General features: G+C 65.8%; 22 protein-coding genes. 11 read left to right on the top strand and 11 right to left on the bottom strand.

Features of this window, described 5'->3' with window-relative positions:
- Nucleotides 1-23: 23 nt before the first annotated feature.
- The 6 genes from VIK36_RS00795 to VIK36_RS00770 all read right to left on the bottom strand — a co-directional run bounded on the left by VIK36_RS00795 (nucleotide 24) and on the right by VIK36_RS00770 (nucleotide 5965).
- The gene (locus VIK36_RS00795; RefSeq protein ID WP_255173961.1) at nucleotides 24-1604 is read right to left on the bottom strand and encodes a GMC oxidoreductase; all 1581 of its coding nucleotides are present in this window, start codon (nucleotides 1602-1604) and stop codon (nucleotides 24-26) included.
- Complete coding sequence (locus tag VIK36_RS00790; RefSeq protein ID WP_255173960.1) at nucleotides 1601-2377, bottom strand: TIM barrel protein; 777 nt, start codon at nucleotides 2375-2377, stop codon at nucleotides 1601-1603. The genes VIK36_RS00795 and VIK36_RS00790 overlap by 4 nt, the downstream gene beginning before the upstream one ends.
- Before the next feature lie 67 nt (nucleotides 2378-2444).
- Nucleotides 2445-2816 carry a nuclear transport factor 2 family protein gene (locus VIK36_RS00785; protein WP_324643734.1) on the bottom strand — a complete coding sequence of 124 codons (372 nt, stop codon included), beginning with the start codon at nucleotides 2814-2816 and terminating at the stop codon, nucleotides 2445-2447.
- Between the two features lie 6 nt (nucleotides 2817-2822).
- A complete protein-coding gene (locus tag VIK36_RS00780; RefSeq protein WP_324643733.1) occupies nucleotides 2823-3659 on the bottom strand; it encodes a carbohydrate ABC transporter permease in 837 nt (278 codons plus the stop codon).
- A gap of 3 nt (nucleotides 3660-3662) precedes the next feature.
- Nucleotides 3663-4622, bottom strand: a complete 960-nt coding sequence (locus VIK36_RS00775) for a sugar ABC transporter permease (protein WP_324643732.1) — start codon at nucleotides 4620-4622, stop codon at nucleotides 3663-3665.
- Nucleotides 4623-4681: 59 nt separating this feature from the next.
- Nucleotides 4682-5965 carry an ABC transporter substrate-binding protein gene (locus VIK36_RS00770; RefSeq protein ID WP_324643731.1) on the bottom strand — a complete coding sequence of 428 codons (1284 nt, stop codon included), beginning with the start codon at nucleotides 5963-5965 and terminating at the stop codon, nucleotides 4682-4684.
- Between the two features lie 236 nt (nucleotides 5966-6201).
- Between VIK36_RS00770 and VIK36_RS00765 the strand changes: the two genes are divergently transcribed.
- The gene (locus tag VIK36_RS00765; RefSeq protein ID WP_255173955.1) at nucleotides 6202-7146 is read left to right on the top strand and encodes a LysR family transcriptional regulator; all 945 of its coding nucleotides are present in this window, start codon (nucleotides 6202-6204) and stop codon (nucleotides 7144-7146) included.
- On the opposite strand, the gene VIK36_RS00760 is transcribed toward VIK36_RS00765, so the two are convergent.
- Complete coding sequence (locus tag VIK36_RS00760) at nucleotides 7143-8621, bottom strand: C-glycoside deglycosidase beta subunit domain-containing protein (protein ID WP_324643730.1); 1479 nt, start codon at nucleotides 8619-8621, stop codon at nucleotides 7143-7145. The two genes, VIK36_RS00765 and VIK36_RS00760, sit on opposite strands and share 4 nt — an antisense overlap.
- 28 nt (nucleotides 8622-8649) lie before the next feature.
- The gene (locus VIK36_RS00755) at nucleotides 8650-9942 is read right to left on the bottom strand and encodes a C-glycoside deglycosidase beta subunit domain-containing protein (protein ID WP_255173953.1); all 1293 of its coding nucleotides are present in this window, start codon (nucleotides 9940-9942) and stop codon (nucleotides 8650-8652) included.
- A 111-nt stretch (nucleotides 9943-10053) separates the two neighbouring features.
- On the opposite strand from VIK36_RS00755, the gene VIK36_RS00750 reads away from it, so the two are divergent.
- Complete coding sequence (locus VIK36_RS00750) at nucleotides 10054-10923, top strand: ThuA domain-containing protein (protein WP_324643729.1); 870 nt, start codon at nucleotides 10054-10056, stop codon at nucleotides 10921-10923.
- Between the two features lie 38 nt (nucleotides 10924-10961).
- On the opposite strand, the gene VIK36_RS00745 is transcribed toward VIK36_RS00750, so the two are convergent.
- Complete coding sequence (locus tag VIK36_RS00745; RefSeq protein ID WP_324643728.1) at nucleotides 10962-11909, bottom strand: carbohydrate kinase; 948 nt, start codon at nucleotides 11907-11909, stop codon at nucleotides 10962-10964.
- Between the two features lie 36 nt (nucleotides 11910-11945).
- Nucleotides 11946-12740, bottom strand: coding sequence for an alpha/beta hydrolase (locus VIK36_RS00740; protein WP_324643727.1), 795 nt, complete (start codon nucleotides 12738-12740; stop codon nucleotides 11946-11948).
- A gap of 174 nt (nucleotides 12741-12914) precedes the next feature.
- Between VIK36_RS00740 and VIK36_RS00735 the strand changes: the two genes are divergently transcribed.
- The 4 genes from VIK36_RS00735 (at nucleotide 12915) to VIK36_RS00720 (ending at nucleotide 15900) form a co-directional block, all read left to right on the top strand.
- Nucleotides 12915-13571: a cyclodeaminase/cyclohydrolase family protein gene (locus tag VIK36_RS00735; protein WP_324643726.1), complete on the top strand. Its 657-nt coding sequence runs from the start codon at nucleotides 12915-12917 to the stop codon at nucleotides 13569-13571.
- 123 nt (nucleotides 13572-13694) lie between these two features.
- Nucleotides 13695-14672 (top strand): hypothetical protein, encoded by a 978-nt coding sequence (locus VIK36_RS00730; RefSeq protein WP_324643725.1) that lies wholly within the window; start codon nucleotides 13695-13697, stop codon nucleotides 14670-14672.
- An 84-nt stretch (nucleotides 14673-14756) separates the two neighbouring features.
- Entirely contained in the window at nucleotides 14757-15116 is a 360-nt protein-coding gene (locus tag VIK36_RS00725; RefSeq protein WP_324643724.1) for a hypothetical protein, read from the top strand.
- A gap of 43 nt (nucleotides 15117-15159) precedes the next feature.
- Nucleotides 15160-15900 (top strand): SDR family NAD(P)-dependent oxidoreductase, encoded by a 741-nt coding sequence (locus tag VIK36_RS00720; protein WP_324643722.1) that lies wholly within the window; start codon nucleotides 15160-15162, stop codon nucleotides 15898-15900.
- Between the two features lie 5 nt (nucleotides 15901-15905).
- Here VIK36_RS00720 and VIK36_RS00715 read toward each other — a convergent pair whose 3' ends face one another.
- Entirely contained in the window at nucleotides 15906-17474 is a 1569-nt protein-coding gene (locus tag VIK36_RS00715; RefSeq protein WP_324645339.1) for a glycoside hydrolase family 32 protein, read from the bottom strand.
- A gap of 278 nt (nucleotides 17475-17752) precedes the next feature.
- Here VIK36_RS00715 and VIK36_RS00710 point away from each other — a divergent pair, with 278 nt between their 5' ends.
- The 5 genes from VIK36_RS00710 (at nucleotide 17753) to VIK36_RS00690 (ending at nucleotide 23517) form a co-directional block, all read left to right on the top strand.
- Nucleotides 17753-19204, top strand: coding sequence for a family 43 glycosylhydrolase (locus VIK36_RS00710; RefSeq protein ID WP_324643721.1), 1452 nt, complete (start codon nucleotides 17753-17755; stop codon nucleotides 19202-19204).
- A gap of 64 nt (nucleotides 19205-19268) precedes the next feature.
- A complete protein-coding gene (locus tag VIK36_RS00705) occupies nucleotides 19269-20603 on the top strand; it encodes an ABC transporter substrate-binding protein (protein ID WP_324643720.1) in 1335 nt (444 codons plus the stop codon).
- A gap of 9 nt (nucleotides 20604-20612) precedes the next feature.
- Nucleotides 20613-21494 (top strand): sugar ABC transporter permease, encoded by an 882-nt coding sequence (locus tag VIK36_RS00700; RefSeq protein ID WP_324643719.1) that lies wholly within the window; start codon nucleotides 20613-20615, stop codon nucleotides 21492-21494.
- Complete coding sequence (locus VIK36_RS00695) at nucleotides 21491-22396, top strand: carbohydrate ABC transporter permease (RefSeq protein WP_324643718.1); 906 nt, start codon at nucleotides 21491-21493, stop codon at nucleotides 22394-22396. Before VIK36_RS00700 ends, VIK36_RS00695 begins: the two co-directional genes overlap by 4 nt.
- Nucleotides 22397-22434: 38 nt before the next feature.
- Nucleotides 22435-23517 (top strand): LacI family DNA-binding transcriptional regulator, encoded by a 1083-nt coding sequence (locus tag VIK36_RS00690; RefSeq protein ID WP_324643717.1) that lies wholly within the window; start codon nucleotides 22435-22437, stop codon nucleotides 23515-23517.
- Nucleotides 23518-23549: the final 32 nt, after the last annotated feature.

The raw sequence follows: 23549 nt of genomic DNA, 5'->3' as shown, positions 1-23549 counted from the left end.
CGAAAGCGGCGTGAACCACTTTTTCATTGTTTAGTCATTCTATTGTCAGAATCTGACAGAAGTAAAGCGCTGGCCATTTCCGATGTCCCGTCCAGTTCCACAGCGATTCGCCGGGCCCCCCGTACAGCGAGCGCCACGGCCGTAAGGGTGGGGTTGCATGCTGTGGCGGTGGGAATGACGCCATTGCCGGCCACAAAAAGGCCGGGGACATCCCAGACCTCGCTGTCCGGGGAACACACGCTCGTGCCGTCGTTATACTCCCCCATGCGGGTCGTGCCCTGGTAGTGCAGCGAGGCGCCCGGCGGGAGGACGAAGGGCCGATCGTCAAGCGGCTCCCCCACTGCCTTTCCCAGCCGGAGGATCTCCCGCTTGGCCCGCTCCAGCACGTCCCGGTCCTTGTCCGTAAGGCGGTAGTGGATGCGCAGGGCGGGCATGCCGTAGCTGTCCAGGGTGCCGTCGTCGAACGCCACCCTGTCCTCCCGCTGGAGGTCCTTGGCGCAGAACAGGCCCAGTCCCACGATCGAGCCGGGAACCACGGGGTCGTCGTCAGCCAACGGGATGGGCGAGGCGTCCAGCTGCATGATCTGTCCGTGGAAGGGCATGTCGTCCGTGTAGGGCACCCAGGTGACGCCGCTCTGCTCACTGAGGGCGCCGGCCGCGCGGTGCTGCGCCTCGCCCGGGGCGACGTTGCGGAGCCTGCTGGCAAAGACCACCTGCGGCTGGTCGTTGAGGTACCGGCCCAGGGCATCGGGACGGATCCCGGAGGCCCACAGGAGCTGCGGGGTGCGGAGGGCATCGCCGCCGACCACCACGTACCGCGCGGCGATGCGGTGTGTTTCGCCGGTGCGGCGGTCCTCCACCTCGATGCCTGCGGCCCGGCCGCCGTCCACCAGCACGCGCCGGACCAGGGACTCGTCAAACAGGTCGAACCGCGGGTTCTCCCGTGTGGCATCCCCCATGACGACGTCGGATCCCGACCATACGAGCCGACCGTCGTCCCGCCGGTGCACGGCGAGCGGCATGGGCTGGACGCGGAATTCCGGCCTGCGTCCGTCATCAATGGCTGCGGAAAGGCGGTCATGGACCAGGCCGGAGAACGGCGCGCCCTCGAAGGCGGTGGTGGTGACACCCAGGAGGCGGTCGGCCTCCTGGAGCAGCTGTTCCAGGTCCTGAAGGAAACCGATGCGCTCCTTGCCTCCGGGCCGGGGGCACGCGGCCGTCCAGTGGGCGGCCATTCCGCCCACGTTGCTGGACATGGCAGCAACAGGCATACCGTCCTCGCCAGGGAAGGCGTAGCCGTCCTGCAGCAGATAGGTGCCCGGGCGGGCACGGCGTTCGCCGCTCTTGACGGCTCCCGGGGAACTCACGGTCTCGGCTCCAGCGCCAGGACCTTCCGATGCCCGCTGGGCGAGCGTGCGTCGCTCCTGGTCCTCAATGTTCTTGACGTGGGAGCCGGGCGGGCTGCTCACAGTGGGGCCCACCTCGAACATGGCAAGGGTGGCCTCCGGTGCCCGTTCGCTGAGGATGCGGGCATACGCGGATGCGGTGGGACCGCTGCCGACGATTGCCACATCAACGGCGGCGGGGTAGCGGCTGCCGCTCACCGCCCTGCCACCAATTCCTGGATCCGCCGGACGGACTTTGCGGACTCGATGGTGGGGTAGTACTCGAGCCCAACGGGACCGGCATAGCCGCTGGCCTGCAGATCGGCGAGCCGCGCGGCCCAGTCGATGGACCCGGAGCCCGGTTCCCCGCGGCCCGGCGCATCGGCAATCTGGACGTACTTGATCACGCCGCCGGCATTCGCGAGCTCGGCGGCGACGTCCTCGCCTTCCACCGTGGAGTGGTAGAGGTCGTACAGGACACCGAAGCTGGGCGAGTTGACGCCCTTGGCGATGTAGACAGCCTCCGATGTCCGGTCGAGCAGGGCTCCGGGGTGGTCTACCCGCACGTTGACCGGCTCCAGGACCAAGGTGATGCCGGAGCCTTCGATGTGGGCCACGCCCTTGGCAAAGATTTCAATCAGTTCGTCCAGCTGGTCCTGCCGTTTCCGGCCACCGAACCCGGTGCCGCTGCCCACGACGATCCGCGGGCAGCCCAGTTCCTGTGCCACTTTGACGCCGGCGTCGAGGCCCTCGTAGAAGGGTTCATGGTTCTTCGGCGGGATCATGAACTGCATACGGGGCTCGGCCAGCTGGGCGGTGAGCTGGACACCGGTTTCCTCAAGTGCCTCCTTGAGGGCCGGGATGTCCTTGCCGGTGGGGCCCCACATCTCGACGGCGTCGAAGCCGGCAGCGGCTGCAGCCCGGACGCGGTCGGCCGCGCTGTCGCCGGCTTCCGAGAACAAGAGGTCGATGTTGGGTGCGAGCTGGTACATGGGTGTCTCCTGAAGAAGTGGATTCTGCTGAAATTTGGGCCATGCATGGCGGGGCTATGGGAGGGCGCTAAAACATGGGATGGTCATGGACGGCACGGTCCGGGACGGGCTGAAGCACGTCCCAGTGCTCCGCGATCCGGCCGTCCTCGAAGCGGTAGAGATCCACCACTGCAGCATCGGGCCGGCCCGGCCCCGATGCACGGACATGGACCATGGCGAGGTCGCCGTCCACCAGGATCCGCTGGACGTCGAAACGGTTCTCCGGTGCGTCGTCGAACTTTGGCGTGAGGGCCGCGATGGCCGGCTCCGGCCCGTCCTCGATGGTGGGGTTGTGCTGGATGTATTGCTCGGCGACGTGGTAGTTGAACGCTTCGCGGACCCGTTTTTGGGTGTAGAAGAGTTCCACGAAGCGTTCGAACGCTGCGCGGTTGGCTGTCATGGGTGATCAGCCCTTCAGGCCGCCGGAGAAGCCCTGGATGAAGCGTTTCTGGGCGAAGAGGAACAGGACCAGGATGGGGATCATGGACACGATCACGATGGCGAAGATCGAGTTCCACTGGGACACCAGGGAACCGATGTAGTAGTACATCGCCACCGGCAGGGTCTGGTTGGCGGAGCCGCCCAGGAAGATCAGGGACGTGAAGAAGTCGTTCCACACAATCAGCCCGGCGAAAATGGTGACCGTACCCGTGGCCGGGGCCATCATGGGGAACACCACCTTGGAGAAGACCTGGGACCTGCTGGCGCCGTCGATTGTTGCTGCCTCCTCATAGTCCGTGCCCAGGCCGCGGAAGAAATTGGAGTAGAGGAAGATCGAGAGCGGCAGGAGCATGCCCGTGTACAGCACGATCAGGCCCCAGGCCGAGCCGGTAAGGCCCAGCGCGCGGGCGCCCATGTACAGCGGCACCGCCCCGAGCTGGCCCGGAAGGATGATGGCCACCAGGAACAGGTAGTAGGCGGCTTTGCTCCACCGCCTGGTGCTGCGGGAGATCACATAGCCGGTGACGGACCCGAGGGCCACCAGCCCCAGGATGCTGCCGGCGGTGATGATGGCACTGTTGGCCAGGCCCATCACCACGTTGGAGTTCCCCTTGGCGGACAGGACGGCAACGAAGTTGCTGAAATCCGGATGGACTGGCGGGGCCAGGGCTGACGTGGTGAACAGTTCGTTGGCGGGCTTCAGGGCCGTAGTGACCAGGAAGTAGAACGGTGCGAGGAACAGCAGGGCGAGGGCCCAGAGGCCGATCTCGCGGAGCAGGGTGAGCTTGGTGTAGCGGAACATGGCCTAGTCCTCGGGGTTCGAACGCGTCAGCCGCTGCTGGATTACGGCGAAGAACAAGATAATGGCGGCCAGCACCAGGGCAAGGGCAGCGCCGCCGCCGAAGTTACCCAGCGCGAAGGCCTGCTTGTAGACCTGGGTGGCCAACGTTTCCGTGGCCCCTGCGGGTCCCCCGCCGGTGAGCGCCATGATGGGGTCGAAGACGCGCAGTCCCTGGACGATGCCAAGCGTGGTGGCAATGGCGACGGCGGGGCGGATCGCGGGAAGGGTGACGTTGCGGAAACGCTGCCACAGGTTGGCGCCGTCTATGGCTGCCGCTTCTTCCACTTCCACTGCAACGCCCGCCAGGCCGGCCATGAAGATGACCATGGCAAAGCCGGTGGATGACCAGACCAGGACCACCAGGACGGTCCAGATGGCCCATTGCGGATCCGCGAGCCAGGGCTTGGCCTGGTCCCCGGCGCCGATCGCCGTGAGGAATGCATTGAGCGGGCCGTCGAAGTCGAAGATGTACTTCCAGATGTAGGCCGTGGCCAGCGGGCTGAGCACTACCGGCATGAAGAACAGGGTGCGGAGGATGTAGCGCGTCTTGATCACCCGGTTCAGCCCCAGGGCAATGATCAGTCCGGCGATATTGCCCAGGAAGACCGAGCCGAAGGCCAGGAAAAGCGTGTTTGAGAGAGCCCCGACTTTGGTGGGGTCCTTGAAGATCGCTTCAAAGTTGGCCCAGCCCGTGATCTTGAACGCGCCGATGCCCGTCCAGTTGGTGAAGGCAAAAAATCCGCCGATGCCGGTTGCCACATAGTGGATGGCAAACACCAGGGCTGTCCCGGGCAGCGCCCACCACCAGTGTCCGAACTCCAGGCCGTGGCCCCGGGAGCGGGTGCTTTGGCCCGCCCCCGGGGTACGCCTGCCTCTCCGGGGTGCTTCAGCTGCTTCGCTTTTCGGTTGCATCGTCGCAGTCATGGTATTTCCTTGCTTGTCCCTTTGAGTTGTTGGACCGTCGGTGGTGAAGAACGCTGCGCCTAGCCCCAGGCTGCGTCCATGGCCTGCAGCACCTGGTCAGGGCTCTTCTGGCCCGTGATGATTCCCTGGACACCGGTGGCCAGCGCGTCGTACACGGCGGAGTTGGGCCACTGGATGTTGGGCAGGGGGCTGTAGTTTCCGTTCTTGATCAGCTCACCCACGTTCTTGTAGGCGCCGCCTTCGAAGTCGTACTTGTCCAGTCCGCTGACGGGGAGGGCGCCGTCGATCTCGGCAAATGCCTTGGTCTGCTCCGGCTCCGCGGCCCAGTCGAGGAAGGCCTTGGCAGCGTCCTTGTTCTTTGAGGCCGCGTTGACGGAGAAGGCGTAGTTGGCGCTGGCGTAGACATAATCCTTGCCGCCCTTGTCGGCGGGAAGCGCGCGGACGGCGAAATCGGTACCGGACGCGGCCGACGCCAGCTGCTTCCAGCTGGGAGCCGGGATGAAGCCGGCCACGGCGGTGCCGCCTGCGAGGCCCTTGGTGATGGCGTCAAAGCCGGCACCGGCAGCGCCCTTTTGGAAGCAGCCGGCGTCCTTGAGGGTGTTGACCGCTTCCAGCGCCGACTTCCACCCGTCCGAACCCGCGAACGTCACTTCCTTGGCGGCGCGTTTGTCATTCCACTTGGGGTCTTCGGCGTACACCCGGGTGGCTGCCAGGGACATGGCCATCAGGCCCGTGTTGGGAGGGGCCGAGCCGGCGATGGCAAAGAGCGATTTGCCGGACGATTCAAGGGTCTTGCACTGGTCTTCCAGGGCTGCGAAGTCCGCGGGGAACTGTCCCGCGGCCTTGACCGCTGCCTCGTTGGAGACAAGGGCAGCAACGGTGATTTCCGTTGCCTGGCCGTAGACCTTGCCGTCCTTGCCGAAGGTGCTGTCGCTTCCAGCCGGCAGGAGTTTCCTGGCCGCGTCATCCAGCGGCTCAAGGAAGCCGGCCTCGGCCAGCGGCAGGATGCTGCGGCCCTGGCCTGAACCCGGGGTCGTGACCACTACGTCGGAGGCGTTGCCGGCCTGCAGCTGCGTCCGGAGGGTCTGGTCGTAGGAGTCGTTGGGCTGCGGGTTGAACGTGATCTTCACGTCCGGGTGCGCCTTCATGTAGTCCTCGCCCAGCTTCTGGAACGGGCTTTCGATGGTGTTGGAGGTGGCGAAGGAGAGCGAGAATTCCTTGCTGCCGGAGGAGCTGGCGCTTTCAGCGGAGGATGAGCAGCCGGTGAGGGCCAGGGCAGCCAGGGTGGGGACGGCAAGGGCGCCGGCAACTTTGAGTGCCAGGGAGCGTCGGTGCTGTGTCATGTTCAGCCTTTCAGACTTCGTTGTCGAAGAACATCCGGGAGCGGTGATCCCGGTCACTCACCAGTATGGGTGAGATGTGTAGGAAAAGCACATAAGTCTTTGCTATGGCAGACATAAGTCTGGCCGGGGTCATGCAAAAGGTCCATGGTCCATTGGAGCTATTGATGGAACCTGCCGGTGATATCGAGGGCGCTGATAAACTTCCGTGACGTGCTTCACGATCGAAAGACTGCTCCGTGACCAACTACGCTTCGCTCGCGCGGCTTGACCTTAACCTGCTGATCTCATTGGACGCGCTCATCACCGAACGGAGCGTTACCAGGGCGGCGGAGCGCCTCCATTTGAGCCAGCCGGCACTGAGCGCTTCCCTTGCACGGCTGCGGTCCCATTTTGGCGATCCCATCCTGGCCCGCCGCGGCAACGCCTATGAGCTGACACCTTTCGCGCTGCGCCTGGCCGAACACACCACAGCCGCCCTTGAGGCTGCCCGCCGCGTCTTTGAAAGCCAGGCATCATGGGAACCGGCAGACTCCGAACGCGAGTTTTCCATCTATGGTTCCGATTACGGCTTCAGTACCATCGGCCGCGTTGTTTCCGAACTCGCGGCCCAGCGCGCCCCGGGAGTCCGGTTCCGGTTCATGCTGCACAATCCGCTGGTGGTGGAGGATGCCGCCAACCGTCTTCGTTCGGTGGACGGCATGGTCATCCCGCACGGCTTCCTTAACGGGTTGCCGTACCAGGACCTGTGGCGCGACGACTGGGTGGCCATCGTTTCCTCCTCCAACGGCGCTGTCGGCGAAAAGATCACCATGGAGAACATCGCAGAGCTGCCGTGGGTGATGACATACCAGTCCCGGTCAGCATTTACGTCCGCCCAGCGCCAGATCCAGCAGCTGGGGATTGAACCGCGGGTGGAGGTCACGGTTGAGAGTTTCCTCGCCCTCCCCCATTTCGTGCTGGGCACGCACCGGATCGGCCTGATCCAGGCAGCGCTGGCACCGGTTGCCCTGCAGCTGGACGGCGTGCGTGTCCTGCCGCTGCCCTTCGATGCCACTCCGCTGGTCAATGCCCTGTGGTGGCATCCCGCGCATGACCGGGACTCCGAACATGAGTGGATGCGCGCCCTCTTCAAGGAGGCGGCGGACATTGTCGCCGCCTCCGCTCCAGGGGAACCCCGCTAGGCAGTGGCCGGCACGGACCGTATGCTCTTGCGGATGAGGTCATGCTGCTTGCGGACCAGCACCAGCGGGTCCACTTCGCCCAGTTCAGCGAACGCGTGGCCTTCCCACTCGCTGGACCAGTAGCCGCGGTAGCCGCCCTCCACGAAGACGCGCACCAGCTCCGGGTAGTCGATGGCGGGCTCGTCGCCATGTTCGTCGATGTCATAGAACTTTGCGTGGACGTGCAGGATCTGGGGCATAATGTCCGCCCACTCCGCGGGGCTGACGTGGCCGTGCATATTGAAGGCCAGGTGCGCAAAGGAACCCAGCCGGGCAGGGTCAAAGTCCCGGCCCTTGAGGTAGCCGATGAATTCCTCCTGCCGGGCCCGCATAGGCGCATCGGTGGCCCAGATTGCCTGGAGGGTGTCGACGGAGTCGTCGTCCAGGCCCGCCCGGCGCACGGCACGGAGGAGCGTGGGCGACATGCTGTGCATGGTGGACGAAAAGTCAGCCACGAACCCCAGCAACGGCGAATCGAGTTCTGCGTAGACGTCCCGGACCTTCATGATTTCCGGCGAGTTGGGTCCCATCGGCGCGTGGATTTCGTAGGCCATCTTGAGTTCCAGCTTCTCGGCCAGCGGCAGGAGGCGGCGGAGAAGGCCCGGCTTGGCGCTCTGGATGCGGACCAGGGGGAACCCCAGCTTCTTCGCACCATGGAACAGGGTCTCCGTGAACTCATACTCCTCGTCCGGCGTCATGTCCCGGTCACGGCGCCTGCCCATGTCCAGGTTTGCGCCGAACGAACTGGCGGTGAAGCCGTGCTTGTCGAACGCAGTCTGCCAGGCCCGGGCGAAGTCATCCGTTACGCGGGGGTAGGTGGGCAGCACTTGGGAGGCCACAATCTCGATGCCCGGGCCGATGCCAAGATCGGCAACCCGGTTCAGCAGCCCGTCAAAGTCGTACCAGCCGGCGCGGAACTCGGCGCTTGCCGAATACAGCGTGAGCCCAAGGGCGAAGGGGTCTTCCCCGGTTGCCGGCGGAGGGGGTGCCGCCGCCGTCGTGAGTAGGGGTGCGGGCGCAGGTCCATCGGTGACGGCCAGTTCAAGTGCCTGGTTCACGAAGTTGGGGACATACATGCCCGGGGCCCCGTCCTGCCCCGGGGCAATCTGCATGTACGGCAGGCGGAGCTCGCCGATGAGCTGGACGGTGTGGTGGTCCCCGGGAGCAGCGGGCCGGTCACGGCGGACAATGAGCAGCGGGTGTTCCTGCAGGTACCAGAGGGTTTCACTCTGCGCCGGAAGGTCGGGCAGCGCGTAACGGGTGCCGCCGACCTCCAGGGACAGATCCCTTTGGGGGACGTCCTGGCCGTCGATGGTGAGCCGGAGGCTGGTGACCGAGGAGAGCCAGAGGCTCCGGTACCACGGCAGGGTGAGGGAAAGGGCAAGTCCGTCCGGGTGGGCGCGGAGGCTGGATTCGTCAAGAAGTCCGTTGGGCATGATGTTCTCTTTACTGGGATGGTGATGGTCAGTCGAGTTCGGAGGTGATGCGGCGGATCAGGGCATGCTGGCGGCGCACCTGCTCGATTGCCCGCCAAGGAGTGCGTTCGCCTTCGTATTCGCTGGAGAGGTAGCCGGTATAGCCGGAGTCCTTCAGTGCCTGGAGCACGCGACGCCAGGGAATCTGCTGGTCTTCCAGCCGGTCGTTAATGTCGTGGAATTTCGCCTGGATGAACACCACATATTGGGCAATGTCCTTGAAGTCCGCGGGGTTTACGCCGATGCCGTCAAGGAACGCCGGACGGCTTTCCCGGGTCTCACCTTCACGCAGCGGTATGGGCCGGTCCTGGAAAATTCCGGTGTCGATGAGCAGGCCGAAGTTCTTGGTTCCCGTCCGCTCAATGAGCCCAATGTAGTCATCCACCACCGGGTGCTTGATGGGCGTGGGAGAGTGAATCTCGGGGCAGATGACCACTCCCAGCTCGTGGGCCAGGTCAAGGGAGCGTTCCACCGATTCAGTCCAGATGGGGTCCGGCACGAGGTCGCTGGAGACCACGCCGATTTTTGGCCGGACAAAGCTGAAGCCCAGCCGGTGGGCGAGTTTCAGGTCCCTCTGCAGGGCCTGCGCGCCTTCGGCGGCCGTCATCGATCGGCCCGGGTGGAGCCTGGTATCAATCCAGGAACCGTAGTTGGTGGGCTCCAGGGAGTACTTTTCCAGCAGGTTGAACCATGTGTCGATCCAGGCCGGCGAGGGCTCAGGATAGCCGGGAACGTGCCCCTCGCCGAGGATCTCTACCCCCGTTGCGCCCACATCAGCCACGTGGGCCAAGGCACTTTCCAGGTCCAGGACTGTGCCGTAATCGCCCATGTAGCTATAGAGGGAAACTCCATAGCGGAACGTCCCGTCGCCGCCTTCGGGCGCCAGCGTGACCTTGCGGCTGACCCGGTGGATGGTGGGCTGGTGCTCCACAGGTATGTAGGACATCCGTAACCGCAGCTCGATGCTCAGTTCATGGACACCTTGCGGAAGGCCGCCGTCGAACGGAACCGTTATCACCGCCGCTTCCTCAAGCGGCCAGCGGACCCCTTCGCTGCCCCACAGCTCCGGCAGGGAAAAGGTCCGTCCGCCAAAGGTCCACAACGGAATGTCCGGACCCACGTCCACCAGGTTGCCGACGCGCACAGCGACGCCATCGACCAGGGAAGCCGCCATGCCCCGGTAGGAGGGCATCCGGACGCGGAACTGGAAGCCGGTTACCCGCCCTCCTTCCGTGACGTTGCGGAAGCCTGCGGACTGGATGAGGTCTCTTTCGAGAAGCATCGTTGCTCACTCTCTGTAGGGGCATGCCGATCGTAGCAACCATTATGTCTTTTTCAAACTAAAGTATGTAGACTTTCGCCAAAACTCTCGAGGAGCAGGGAGCGGGCAGCAGTGGCCGAAAAGTTGAAGGCACTTATCCTGTCGGGGCACATGACCCGGGAGCATGACAACGAATTCCGCAGCTTCCGGGCGCACAACCAATGGCTTACCGCTGTCCTGGAGGACACGGGCAGGTTCCACGTGCGCGTCGTGGAGGATCCGCGCGGACTGGGAGCCGGCGTCATCGATAAGTACGACGTGGTCCTGGTGGTGTTCGAGGGGCGGGACGGGTACCACGAAAAGGCGGTGGGCTTCGGTGCCGAAACCGATGCCGCGCTGCTGAAGTTTGTCCATGAGGACGGGAAGGGCATCGTATGGTTTCACGGCTCGGCCGTCCAGGAGGACGACTGGGGCTACCCCGAGGAGTACAACGTCATGCGGGGCGCGAAACTCAGTGTGCCCACCGGGCTGCGGCCGCGGCCCTGGGGTGAGGCCCGGCTGCAAACCGCCGGGCCCCGCCATCCCATCACCGAGGGCGTCAGCGGGACATGGACCGTCACGGGTGACGACATCCTGACCGGCGTGCAGCTGTACGACGGCGCGGAAATGCTGCTGTCAGTATTCGATGACCTGGAGTCCTACGAGAATGCGCCCATGTGGCCCATGCCGCATTACCCGGTGGATATCCCCGAGGGAGGCCTCGCCAACCTTCCCGGGATCAATACGCAGCAGCCACTCGCCTGGATCAACGACTATGGCAGCGGCCGCAGCTTCACGATTACCATCGGCCACGACATCGACACGTTCCGGCGCATCGAGTTCATCCGGATGTTCCCGCGCGGTGTGGAGTGGGCCGCCACCGGAAAAGTCACCCTCGACGGGCCGGACCGCCGCGGTGAGCGCCGCTTCCTGCCCTGGCCCTACTACAACCACGAGGGGTAGTGACCGGCCCCACCGCCCCGCCGGCTCGGGGTGCTCCCTCAGGCTTCCGTTTCAGCCCCGTGGAGTTCTTCCCGGGTCGGCGGGTTGGCACCGGGGCGGGACACGGTGACAGCAGCGGCGCGGGCGGCATGTTCCAGGAGTTCGGAGAGTCCTTCGACGGGAAGGTCGCGCAGGTCCTGCCGGTTCTGGGCGCCGTCCAGCTCCCGGTCCACCAGGCCGGACAGCAGCGCCGCCATGAAGGAATCCCCCGCCCCCACGGTGTCCGCCACCTCCACCCTGGGCGCAGGAATGGCGGCTTCACCAGCACGGCACACGCCCCATGGCCCGTCCGCACCGCGGGTGACCACCACCATCGCCGGACCTTCCTCGCCGCCGAGCGCCAGCCACTTGCGGGCCGAATCCAGCACATCCTGTTCCGGATAAAGCCAGGCCAGGTCTTCATCCGAGGCCTTGACCACGTCGGACAACGTCACGAACTTTTCCGCCTGCCGCCGCGCAAAGTCCACGTCCGTGATGATGCTGGGCCGGCAGTTGGGATCGAAGCTGATGGTGGCGGACGGATGGGCGTATTCGACGGCGGCCAGCACTTCGGTTGCACCGGGCGCCAGCATGGTGGCAATGGAACCGGTGTGCAGCAGGGTGGTTCCCTGCAGCATGAAGCCAAGCCGGTCTGCCAGGTGCGGCAGCTCCCAGGCGAGGTCGAAGGTGTAGGTGGCGGCGCCGTCGTCGTCAATCAGTGCGGTGGCCACGCTGGTGGGCAGCTCGTCCGGGGGCATCGGCAGCATGACGGAGCTGGCGCGCAGGTGCGCAGCCACGGAGTCCCCATACGCGTCGCGGCCGCAACGGCCGATGAACTGCACCGGGTGGTCCAGCCGGGCCAGGCCCACGGCGACATTCAGGGGACTGCCACCCACGTGGGCCTCGATCCCGGAAGCGCGCTGGACAACGTCAACAAGGCCTTCGCCGATCACTGTGAGCATGGTCATACTCTGCCAGAAAGAGGCCTGAGTCAGCAGTTCGTGTCAGCCGAGCAGCTTTTCAACCAGTTCCCGGCACGTCACATAGGCCTCCGCGGCGGGATCGATGAGCGCGAAGTGGTCCCCCGGCACCGTAATCAGCCGCGCAGGAACGGGTCCGGAACGGCTGGCTTCCACATACGTCGTGGACATACCCAGGGGAACATCCTCATCTTCCGTCGTGTGGAGGGCGTAGACCGGAACGTCCAGCGGCAGTGCGGCCATCGGGTCGGCCACGCGGTGGCGCCCGGGGAAGTCCGACGACGGTCCGCCCAGCAAATTGCCCACGGCGCCGTTGCTGAGGCCCAGCCTTTCGGCTTCGGCCAAATTGAGCACGCCGGACTGGCTGACCACCCCGGTGAGGCGGACGGCGTCGTTCGTGTTCTCCATCTGGCGGGCCTCCGCCGCCCCAAGCCCGTCCAGCCGGTCCCTGCCCGCAGCCCACACCGCCAAGTGGCCGCCGGCAGAATGTCCCAGCGCCACTACTTTGCCCAAGTCCAGCGAGTGCGGCCCTGCGAGCGCGGCAAGCTTGTCGATGCCCGCAAGGATGTCCTGGAAGGTGCCCGGCCAGCCCCCGCCGTTGCCCGCGCGGCGGTACTCCAGGTTCCAGGCGGCCATCCCGTGCTCCGCCAGGTCCTTCGCCAGCGGCTCCCCCAGTTCGGCGCCGTAGGTGGAGCGCCAGTAGCCGCCGTGGATCACCACCACCACACCCCGGTGCTTGCTGCCCACAGGGAGATCCGGGAGGAAAAGCTCACCCCACTGGCTGGGGTCCTGGCCGTACTGGTAACTATGCCGCTGCACCTTGCCGAGACTACAGGCGCCCGTCGCGGGACGGCGTCAGACTGGCCCACTTTTGCCCCTGGCATGGGCTGCGGGACCTTGGACTTCCCAGGGTCCCGCAGCCATAACTGGGCCAGCGCGGGCATTACGGCTGTTTCCGTTTAGCCGGTGGCCCTTGTGGGCACGGTTCCTGGCATGGAAGAGGCTGAAGTAACCACCCAGGATTCGACTGTTGAGGAGTGGACACGCGCACTGGCGGAGTCCACGGGTTCGCCGGGCGGGGGCGCGGGGACCGGTCTGATGCTGGCGGTGGCGGCGTCGCTGACGTCGATGGTCGCCGGCTACAGCGGCAACGGGGAGGACGACGGCGGGGAGCCGGCCGGGATACGGACACGCGCCAGGGCGCTGCGCCGGGAAGCCCTGCAGCTGGCAGATGACGACGCGTCCGCTTCCAAAGCCTTCGGTGCCGCCTTCCGGCGCGAGCCGGGCCCGGAACGGGACGAAGCCATCCGCCGGGCATCCGTGGAGGCTGCGGCCGCATCCGCTGTCCTGGGCGAACGGGCCATCGAAGCCATTGACGACCTCGCCTGGCTGGCCACCAACGGCAACCGGTCACTGGTCGCGGACGTCGTGGTCGCGTTCGGCGCCCTCCGCGCGGCAGTGGCCGGCGCCCGCACCAATGTCAGTTTCGACCTCGGATCACTCCGCTCCACCGGGGCCACCTTGGAGCAGGTCCGTCAGCAGCAGCCGGACCTGTGGGCCGCCGTCCAGAAACTCAGCGAAGCCATGGACCGCATTGACACCCTGACCGCAGACATTGACCACCGTGCCGCCCCGACCGACGCCGCCTGAGCAGGGCAAACATGTGACCGCCTGGTTTTGATTGCGCTCCCGAAGGTGGTTGGACTCTGCTGCACGGCTGTGCTTATGGTGGGCAGCATTGTTTGCAGGTAACTCTGGGGGGAGGCGTACTAGGTGAAGTCAAGACTGGCTGCCTGGACGTTCCTGCGCCCCCTCTTGCTCGCGGTGGCGGCGGCCGCATCGTGGATCGCTTTGTCCGCCGCGGGTGCATCCGCTGATACCTCCGCTCCCGGCGACCCGCTTCCGGGTGCCGGACCGTCCACGCTGGCATCGGCCACCGCCACCCTCACTCACCAGGCCGGAGTCGTCCTGGAACCAGTGGAATCCGGACCGGCAAGCGCCCAGGCCACCCCGTCACCTGTAGCGTCGCCTCCCCTCCGCCCGGCCGTGGAGGACGTCACCGCCGTGGCCGACGACGTTGTGCAGGCTGTTCCGGTGGTCAGCACCGTGGTACCGGCAGGAGCCGTGTCCGCAGTGGTTGATCCCGCCATTGGCACTGTGGACGGCGTTGCCGGCGAAACGGTGGGAGCCGTTGTTCCCGTGGCAGGCGCGGTCCTGGAGCCGCTTGCTCCGGTCCTCGAACCGGTCATCAGCGCCGCTCCTTTGCCGGCACCCATTGCACCCCCGCCCACGACCCCGGCCTCTCTCCCCGCGGGTGTCGACAATCCGCAGGCCGGTGATGCCGCGCCTGCCGGGCTGGCCGGACTGGAAGTTGTGGCAGCCGGGTTGGAAGTTGGGATCCGCGGCACAGCGCCGGACTCCGCCCGGCCCCTCCACGAGATCCCGCTGTCCCATGGGAAGTTTCACAGCAGTAGCCTGCCGTGCGGCCCGGGGATGAAGCCGTCCGCCGGGAGGCCCCTCCTGACGGGGGCGGATCCGCAGAGCCCGCCGTCCCGCGGGCCGGCTGATCTGCTGCCCGGCGTCCCAGGTGCCACCGGCGGAAGCAACTTCTCCGGCAATGGCAGCGCCATGCCCGCTTGGCTGGACGGCCAAAACCTGCAGATGCCGGCGTCCGGCTCAACCGCCGTCCAGGGCAGCCTGCCCACTGCCCCGGACCCTGTGTCCTTCTACCCCGGATCCTTTCCTGACTAATTGAGGCCCCTCTGCGCCCCAACGCGGAATGAGCCAATCCCGGGCTAAGCAGTAGGCCCGATCCAACTTTCAGGAGAACTCCAAATGATGCACCGCACTATCCGTGGATGCCTGCTCAGCGCAGTGATCGCAGGCGGCCTTCTGGCCTCCAACAGCGCAGCCGCCCATGCCGCCGGCACCACGCCGGCGACGCCGGCCACGATTTCCGGCACCCACGCCGCCACCCCCTTCCTGGACGGCACAATTTCATCCGTGGTCCAGCCCACCGGCCGCAACACCCACACCGCAGCAGCCGCCGGGGACGCCGTACCGGCAGTGGCCAGCGATTCCGAGTCCAAGCCTCCGGCCGCCACCGGCGTCAACACCGGGCTGCTGGTGGTGGGACTGCTGTTTCTGGTCTTCGGAGGACTGCTGGCACTGATCCTGGGCCGGAAGCGCGGCTGATCCGGGTAGCGTAAGGAAAACCCAGGCAGAGGAAGGGCCCAGCATGGCACGCGTCTTCATCACCGGATCCACCGACGGACTTGGCCACGCGGCTGCGGACACGCTGTTGCGGGACGGCCATGAGGTCATCGTGCACGCACGGTCCCCGGAACGGATCCCCGCAGTCCAGCACCTGCTGGACCGCGGGGCGCAGAGCGTTGTCGGGGACCTGGCCATCCTGGCGGACGTCCGGAAGATCGCGGAGAACGTCAACGGAATCGGCGGCATCGACGCCGTCATCCACAATGCCGGCGTCCTCAGCGGCACGACGCTGCTGCCGGTGAACGTGGTGGCCCCGTACCTCCTGACAGCACTCATTCCCGGCCCCCGCCGGCTCATCTACCTGAGCAGCGGCATGCACCGGGGCGGCGACACCGGCCTGGACGGCCTGGACTGGGCAGGACGCACGACGACGGCCTCCTACTCCACCACCAAGCTGCACGTCACTGCGCTGTCGGCAGCAGTGGCCCGGCTGGTGCCGGGCGTCGCCAGCAACGCGGTGGATCCCGGCTGGGTGCCCACCCGGATGGGCGGGCGGTCGGCCCCGGACAGCCTGGAACTGGGCCACCGCACCCAGGAATGGCTGGCTACCAGTAATGACCCGGCCGCCCTGGCCAGCGGGGGCTACTGGTACCACCAGCACCTCCAGGCCCCGCACCCGGCCGCCAATGATCCGCGGTTCCAGGACGCCCTGCTGTCCCGGCTCGCTGAGCACACCGGCGTCACGCTGGAGGGCCTGGGCTGAGGTGATCAGGCGGCCGTGGCCGCGAATTCGCGGATGGTGATCCCGGAAAAGGTTGCCGGACCGCCGTCGGTGTACAACGATATGCCGGTGTCGCCGTCGGCAAAATACACCTGCTGGGAGAGCACCGTGTGGCCGGCGTTCACGAATACTTCCACGCTTTGGGTGTCCACGAAGACGCGAAGGTGGACCGACCGCGCAGCCGCATCTATGGGTGCCGCTGCGCGCGTGTAGGGCACCAGCGGGCACTCTGCCCGGTCCGATGGTGCACGATCGACATACACCTCGGCCCCGTACTTGCCAATGTTCGTATGGCGGCTGCCGTCCGCAGAGCGGCCAACCGATACCCCCACGTTTGCCGCCGTGTCCCAGGAGATGTCCAGCTCCAACTCGTAGGCGCTGCCATGCCACGGCAGGACGGTGCTGCCATCCACTGTCCGGTCAGGAAGCACTGTGGCGGAGGTGGCGTAGCCGGTGAGCGCGGCAACCGGGCTGCTCAGCAGGGTGTACCAGCCTCCGCCCTGGCGCTCCAGCCGCAGCTCCCGGACGATGGAGTTCTGCCCGTTGTAGCCATCTGTCGCATCCGTGGGGACATCCCGGCCCGCGTACTTCCAGTCGTTCATCCACGCCACGGCATACCGCCGTGCGTCCGGTGCTTCCACGGCCGGCCACGTCACCGCCGCGTACCAGTCCCAGCCCCAGTCCAGCCACTGCGGGTTGGCCACGTCATCGGCAAGGAACTGCTGCCCGTCCCACGTTCCCGTCCAGTAGGCGTAGGTCATGGGCAGTCCGATGCTGTAGGCGTCCATGCTGGCGCCGAGCACCCAGTGCCGGGTGCCGTCGCCGGCGGTCATCTCGAAAAGGTCCGGGCATTCGATGCCGCCCAGCGCGTGGTTGGGATAGTCGAAGTTCCGTTTCAACTGCCAGTCGCGGAGATTCGGCGAGGTGTAAAAGGCCGCGTACCTGGCCCTGCCGATGACGCACACCCACTCCCCGCGGGCTTTGTCCCAATGGATCTTCGGGTCACGGAACCATTCCGCATTATCGATCTCCGCCTGCGTGGTGGCGGTCCGGCCGTCAGCATTGGGGATCACGGGAGCAGGCAGGGCAGTGAAGGTGTAGCCGCCGTCGGTTGACCAATACAAATACTGCTCCTGGTACTTGCGGATCCCATCGGTGGGCTGTGTCGCCAGGACAACCAGGGCGCCCGCCCCGAAGCCGGCCGTATTGTCGCTGTCCACGACGGCCGAGCCGGACCAGACGGGAAAGTCCGGCTGCAGCGGCAATGCTGCGCCATGGTGTGCGTAGGCGACGCCGTCCGCGGTGGTGGCGTGGTCCCAGCCGCCGGGACCGTTGTTCTGCGCGGAATGCAGGTAGTAGAGGTGGTAGGTGCCGTCGAGGAAAACGGGCCTTTGCGGATCGCACAGCCAGCCCGACGGCGGGGTCATGTGGAAATGCGCACGCAGGGACCGCTGCGCCTTGGCAGGGGTCCCGCGCCGGGTACTGTTACCGAGCAGGGCGAGGGCCCCGGCTCCGGTCCCCTGCAGGACATGGCGGCGGGAGATGGCGTAGGTCATCATTGACTTCCTCTCGTGGGGCGGCGGCTTTGCCGGAGAGCGCTCAAGGGGGACCGAACCGTAGTGAGCCCATGGATCCACGTTGATTAAGCGCTTAAGCAAGAGAGGCTAGCGACAGGGAACCCAAGCGGTCAAGGGTCTGGGCCGAAGGAGCGCCCGTCACATTTCCCGCCTGAGCCAGCGTGGAGAGTATTTTTGCTAAAACGCTTGATCAGCCACCAAATAGACGCTACCTTCAGGGTGATAAAACGCTTTAGCAGAAATGGACATCACCGCCGATGAGCTATCCAGTCTTCTTCCAGCCCGCCGATGCCTGGGTTGGGGACCTGATCCCCTTCCAGAAGGACGGCGAGTTCCAGCTCTTCTACCTTCACGAGGTCCGCAGCGAGCCCAAGCCGGGAACCGCCTGGAACCTGGTGACCACCAAGGACCTCATCCAGTTCCAGGACCACGGCGTGGCGCTTCCCCACGGGTCTGCGGAGGACCCGGACTTCAACTGCTACACCGGCAGCATCGTGGCCGATGAGTCCGGCGTGCACCACCTGTTCTACACAGGGCAGAACCCCGACAACCTGGGACCGGACGGCCTGCCGCTGCAGCTGGTCATGCACGCCACCAGCACCGACGGGACGGGCACGTGGTCGAAACACCCCGAGCTCGCCTTCGGCGCACCGGACGGCTACGGGTCAGCCGACTGGCGCGATCCCTTCGTCTTCCGTGACGAGGACGCGGGGCTGTGGCGGATGCTCCTGGCCGCCAGGCATGCCGACGGCCCAGAGCGCCGGCGCGGCGTCATCGCACAATGCGTGTCCACCGACCTGATGACCTGGACCCACACCGACCCGTTCTGGGATCCCCGCCGCTACGTCACCCACGAATGCCCGGACGTGTTCGAGTGGGGCGGCTGGTGGTACATGGTCTACTCCGAGTTTTCCGAAACGTTCACAACCCGCTACCGCATGGCCAAAAGCCCCACCGGCCCCTGGACGGTCCCGGCCCGCGACAGCATCGACGGGCGCGCCTTTTACGCCTCCAAAACCGCGGAGCGGGACGGCCGCCGGTTCTTCTTCGGCTGGATCGCCAGCAAGGAAGGAAATTCCGACGACGGCGCCTGGCAGTGGGCGGGCACCATGGCGGTCCTGGAGGCACGGCAGAACGCCGACGGGACCTTGGCCTTCGGGTTCGCCGACGAGCTGGTGGACAGCTTCTGGGACGAGGTGCCCCTGGAACTGGAGGGCCAGCCGGTTGACCGCAGGCTGCCCCTCCGGCTCGATGTCCCGGACGGCTACAGCGCCGCCGTTGCCACCACTGAACTTCCCAGCCAGTTCTACGCCAGGGCGGTACTGGACATCGGCCCCGGCACCACTGAATGCGGACTACTGCTGCGCTCCACCCCGGACGGCGACCACTCCTACATCCTCCGCCTCGAGCCCAAACGCGGACGCATGGTCTTCGACCGCTGGCCCCGGGCCGCCCACGGGGACGCCCAGTGGCATGTCTCCGGGGACGTCCCGTTCGCCATCGAACTGGAACGCCCGTGCCACCTCCCGCCAGGCCGGCACACGCTGGAGGTAGTGGTGGACCAAGACCTGTGTGTCGCCGTCGTGGACCGCGAGGTGGCCCTCAGCACCCGCATTTACGACCTTCCCGGCGGCGCCATTGGTGTGTTCGCCGGCGAAGGCTCGGCCACCGTCGCCCAGTTTGAAGTGCGCAAGCGCACCAACAACTGAATACCGCTCCGTTCCACCCGACCCGTTTTAGGAAGATCCACTCCAATCAGAGGAGATTGCCGCAATGAAGACCCTGTTCCGCGCTGCCGCCGTGGCAGCAGTTACCGCCCTTGCCCTGACAGGCTGCGGAGGCGGAGGCGCCACCAACACCGCCAACGTCGCCCCCACGGGAGAGATCAAGCCCCGCGAAATATCGTGGCTGCTGTCCCGCCCGGCCGATGGCGCAGTCATCAACATCATGAAGAAACTGGCCGACGATTACGGCAAGGACCACCCGGGCTTCAAGCTGAACCTCATCACCACCCCGGACCGGCCGTCCTACATCCAGAAGCTCGAAACCCTGGCGGCAGCGAACAAGCTGCCCGAACTGTTCGACACCGATGCCACGCCCTTCGCCCAGCAGCTGGCGAAGCAGGGCAAGATGCTGGATGCCGGAAAGCTCCTGAAGACCCTGGGGATCTACGACAACTACCGCCCCGGCGCCCTGGACTACCAGCGGTTCGACGACGGGTCCCTGTACATGATCCCGTTCCAGTTCGAACTGGAGTTCATGTGGTACAACAAGGCACTGCTGGCGAAGGCCGGGGTAGCGGTGCCCACATCCCTGGACGACATCCCCGCAATGTGCACGGCGCTGCGCAGCAAGGGCATCACGCCCATCGCCATCGACGGGCAGGACCAGTGGCCGCTGGAGCGGTACGTCGCCTACCAGCCGTTCCGGGCAGCCGGGCCTGACTTCGTCCAGAAACTGAAGAAGGGCGACGCCAGGTTCACCGACGCCGCAGGGCAGAAGACGATCAACTGGATGGCGGAACTGGGCAAGGCCAAGTGCTTCCAGGACGGCTTCTCCGCCCAGGGCTACTCCGACGCGCAGAACCAGTTCACATCCGGGCAGGCTGCCATGTACAACATCGGCACCTGGGAGCTGCCCAGCCTGGCCACGGACAAGCTGGACCCCGCCGTGCGCAACGACATCGACTTCTTCACCCTGCCCACCACCGCCGGGTCGGTGACAGCCGCGAACGAGTTCGTGTCGCCGTCGGGCATCGGCATGGCCGTCAACGCCAAGACCTACGATCCGCTGGTGAGCGACTTCCTGAAGTTCGCCCTGCAGAAGTACCCCGCCGAATATGCGGCCACCGGCGCGCTCTCCCCCACCACCGACGTCGAAACCACCATCCCGGCCAACGCCACCCCGTTGTACCGGAAGGCGCTTGACCAGGCCAAGGACCTCGGTTCGAAGCAGGCCATGCCATGGGACACCCAGCTGGACCCCACCACCAACGGCCGGCTGCAGCAGGAGCTTGTCCTCCTGGTACAGGGTGAAATCACGCCGCAACAGTTCACGGACACCCTGGACAGCACCATCGCCCAGAACGCCCCCAAGTTCTTCAAGTAAAGGTCCGCCATGCTGCCCAACAGGTCACGGACTTCCGTCCTGGTCTTCCTGCTCCCCCCGCTCCTGCTTTACGGCGCAGCGGTCCTCTTCCCCATCCTCCAGTCGCTGGTCCTGAGCTTCTTCTCCTGGAACGGCATCAGCGACATGGAATTCGTCGGCCTGGACAACTACCTCAGGATGTTCACCGGTGATGACATCTTCTGGCGTGCCTTTGGGAACGCTTTGGTCTACCTGGCCATCTGCCTGATCCTGCAACTCGGTGGCGCCCTGCTGGTGGCCAGCCTGCTCACCTCCCTCCGCCGCGGACGGGAGCTGATCAAGACCCTGTACCTGCTCCCGGCCGTGATCTCCACCGTGGCCATCGCCTTCCTGTTCGTCCGGATCTACTCCCTGGAACCGGTGGGCCTGCTCAACCAGCTGTTCGCCTGGGTGGGCCTGGGCAGCCTGGAACGGCCCTGGCTCTCTGACGTGGGCACGGTCCTGGCCGCCGTCTCCGCTCCGGAAGGCTGGCGCTTCACGGGGCTTTACATGCTGATCATCTACGCGGCGCTGCTCGCGGTCCCCAAGGAGCTCGAAGAGGCCGCGGTCCTGGACGGCGCCTCCCGGTGGACCCTGTTCACCAAGATCCGGTTCCCGTACATCCGGCCGGTGTGGATCACCACCACCATCATGGCCACCACCTACGGCCTGCGCGGCTTCGATATCCCCTACCTGATGACCAACGGCGGCCCGGGCCAGTCCTCTGAACTGCTCACCACCTACATGTACAAGACGGCCTTCACCAGCACGGACTTCGGCTATGCCAGCACCATCTCGGTGTTCATTGTGGTCGAGTGCCTCGTCGCAGTCGGCCTCATCCTGTTCCTGCTCAAGCGGAAGGCAGACGCATGATCACCCAGGCAGCCCCGCCAACCCGGCCAACCGCCGTCGAACCTCCAAGGCGGCCACTGCAGCGCCGCAAGCGCCGGCCGGACTTGTTCCGCACCTTGTCCCGCGTACTGATCATGCTGATCGTGATCGTGCAGGTGTACCCGCTGGCCTGGCTGTTCCTCACCAGCCTGCGCACCGAACAGGACTTTGCCACCGGGGACCCGTTCGCGCTGCCCGGCTCGTTGACCTGGGAGAACTACGCAAGGGCCTTCGAAACGGGGGACCTGGGCCGGAACATCCTGAACAGCTTCGTGGTGACCATGGGCGCCAACGTCCTGATCGTCCTGCTGGGGATGATGGCCGCCTATGCCATCCAGGTGCTGGGGTTCCGGTTCAGCAAGCTGGTCCGCGGGCTGTTCCTGATCGGGATCATCGTCCCTGTCCAGATCGCGCTGGTCCCGCTGTTCATCGACTATTCGCAGGTGAACCTGCTGGACACCTACCAGTCGATGATCATCCCGCTGGCTGGTTTTTCGCTGCCGATGTCCGTGTACCTGTTCTCCTCGTTTTACGAGTACATCCCGAAGGAGACGTACGAGGCAGCGTCCCTGGACGGCGCGGGGCCCTACCGGATCTTCGGGCTGATCACCCTTCCACTGTCCGTAAACACCGTGGTCACCGTGGTGCTGGTCAACAGCATCTTCATCTGGAACGACTTCATCTTCGCCAACACGTTCGTGCTGTCGGAGGATTTGAAGACCATTCCGCTGGGGCTGCAGAATTACATCGGGGCCATGGGCAAGGTGGACTGGACGGCCACGTTCGCCGCCGTCTGCGTCACCATCACCCCGCTGCTGCTGGTATTCCTGGTGCTCAACAAGGCCATGATCCAGGGACTCGAAAGCGGGGCGACCAAGGGATGACCGCCACTGCCGATGGTTATACTCCTGAAGGAGGGCAGATGAGTTCAATGGAGAATGGCGCGGAGGCATCCGCACGCGGACCACAGCGCCCCTCGCCGAAAGCGCCGGAACGGCCGCATCCCGTTACCCTCCGGGACGTGGCCGAAGCAGCCGGTGTTTCCACCGCCACGGTCTCGCTGGTGGTCAACAAGAAAAAGGATGCCCGGATCGCGGAGGAAACCCGCCAACGGGTCAAGGACGCCATCCGCGCGCTGGGCTACCGGCCCAACGCGATGGCAAAGACACTGGTCAGCGGGACGTCCAAGTTCATCGGTCTGGTGGCCGACGGCGTGGCCACCACGCCCTTTGCCGGCCAGATCATCCACGGGGCGCAGGATGAGGCGTGGAAGCACGGGTATGCGCTGCTCATCGCCAACACCGAGGGCAACAGTGAGCTGGAGCAGGACGCTATCGCCATGATGCTGGAGTACAAGGTGCGCGGCATCCTCTATTCCACCTGGTTCCACCGCCAGACGGACATTCCGGCCCCGCTGCGGGAAGCGGACTTCGTCCTGGTGAACTGCTTCTCCAACGAACAGGGCGCCCGGGCCGTGGTTCCGGACGAGGTCCAGGGCGGCCGCTCAGCGACAGAACTCCTGTTGGCGCACGGCCACCGGCGGATCGCGTTCATTAATGCCACCATCCCGGCACCGGCCAAGGACGGGCGGCTGGCCGGTTACCGGCAGGCATTGGAGAATGCCGGCATTCCGTTCGACCCGGACCTGGTGATGGAGGCCTATCCGGACCAGGAGGGCGGCTACCTGGCCACGGCCGGGCTGCTCGAGCGCGGGGCACCGGCCGTGTTCTGCTACAACGACCGGATGGCCATGGGCCTCTACGACGGCCTGCGCGAACACGGGCTGTCCATCCCCGGCGACATCGCCGTGGTGGGCTTCGACAACCAGGAAGTCATTGCCGCACACCTCCGGCCGCCGCTGTCCACCGTGGCCCTCCCGCACTACGAACTCGGTGCCGCCGGCGTGCGGGTGTTGCTGGGAATCGATCCCGCCCCCGGCGGACCGGCAAAGATCCACTGCCCCGCCGTAGAACGCGCGTCCGCCCAGGCCCAGGCCCACGCGTAGCCCATCGGTTGCTCCGCAAACGCCGTTTTGAC

Source organism: Pseudarthrobacter sp. LT1 (assembly GCF_035621795.1).
Lineage (GTDB): Bacteria > Actinomycetota > Actinomycetes > Actinomycetales > Micrococcaceae > Arthrobacter.
Note: the sequence above shows the minus strand (reverse complement) of the source record. Positions and strands in the feature narration are given on the sequence as shown.

Bases quoted from the DNA above. Each gene is read 5' to 3' on its own strand.
- VIK36_RS00790 (WP_255173960.1), bottom strand. From the start codon at position 2,377: ATGTACCAGCTCGCACCCAACATCGACCTCTTGTTCTCGGAAGCCGGC.
- VIK36_RS00785 (WP_324643734.1), bottom strand. From the start codon at position 2,816: ATGACAGCCAACCGCGCAGCGTTCGAACGCTTCGTGGAACTCTTCTAC.
- VIK36_RS00780 (WP_324643733.1), bottom strand. From the start codon at position 3,659: ATGTTCCGCTACACCAAGCTCACCCTGCTCCGCGAGATCGGCCTCTGG.
- VIK36_RS00775 (WP_324643732.1), bottom strand. From the start codon at position 4,622: ATGACTGCGACGATGCAACCGAAAAGCGAAGCAGCTGAAGCACCCCGG.
- VIK36_RS00770 (WP_324643731.1), bottom strand. From the start codon at position 5,965: ATGACACAGCACCGACGCTCCCTGGCACTCAAAGTTGCCGGCGCCCTT.
- VIK36_RS00760 (WP_324643730.1), bottom strand. From the start codon at position 8,621: ATGCCCAACGGACTTCTTGACGAATCCAGCCTCCGCGCCCACCCGGAC.
- VIK36_RS00755 (WP_255173953.1), bottom strand. From the start codon at position 9,942: ATGCTTCTCGAAAGAGACCTCATCCAGTCCGCAGGCTTCCGCAACGTC.
- VIK36_RS00745 (WP_324643728.1), bottom strand. From the start codon at position 11,909: ATGACCATGCTCACAGTGATCGGCGAAGGCCTTGTTGACGTTGTCCAG.
- VIK36_RS00735 (WP_324643726.1), top strand. From the start codon at position 12,915: ATGGAAGAGGCTGAAGTAACCACCCAGGATTCGACTGTTGAGGAGTGG.
- VIK36_RS00725 (WP_324643724.1), top strand. From the start codon at position 14,757: ATGATGCACCGCACTATCCGTGGATGCCTGCTCAGCGCAGTGATCGCA.
- VIK36_RS00720 (WP_324643722.1), top strand. From the start codon at position 15,160: ATGGCACGCGTCTTCATCACCGGATCCACCGACGGACTTGGCCACGCG.
- VIK36_RS00715 (WP_324645339.1), bottom strand. From the start codon at position 17,474: ATGACCTACGCCATCTCCCGCCGCCATGTCCTGCAGGGGACCGGAGCC.
- VIK36_RS00710 (WP_324643721.1), top strand. From the start codon at position 17,753: ATGAGCTATCCAGTCTTCTTCCAGCCCGCCGATGCCTGGGTTGGGGAC.
- VIK36_RS00705 (WP_324643720.1), top strand. From the start codon at position 19,269: ATGAAGACCCTGTTCCGCGCTGCCGCCGTGGCAGCAGTTACCGCCCTT.
- VIK36_RS00700 (WP_324643719.1), top strand. From the start codon at position 20,613: ATGCTGCCCAACAGGTCACGGACTTCCGTCCTGGTCTTCCTGCTCCCC.
- VIK36_RS00695 (WP_324643718.1), top strand. From the start codon at position 21,491: ATGATCACCCAGGCAGCCCCGCCAACCCGGCCAACCGCCGTCGAACCT.
- VIK36_RS00690 (WP_324643717.1), top strand. From the start codon at position 22,435: ATGAGTTCAATGGAGAATGGCGCGGAGGCATCCGCACGCGGACCACAG.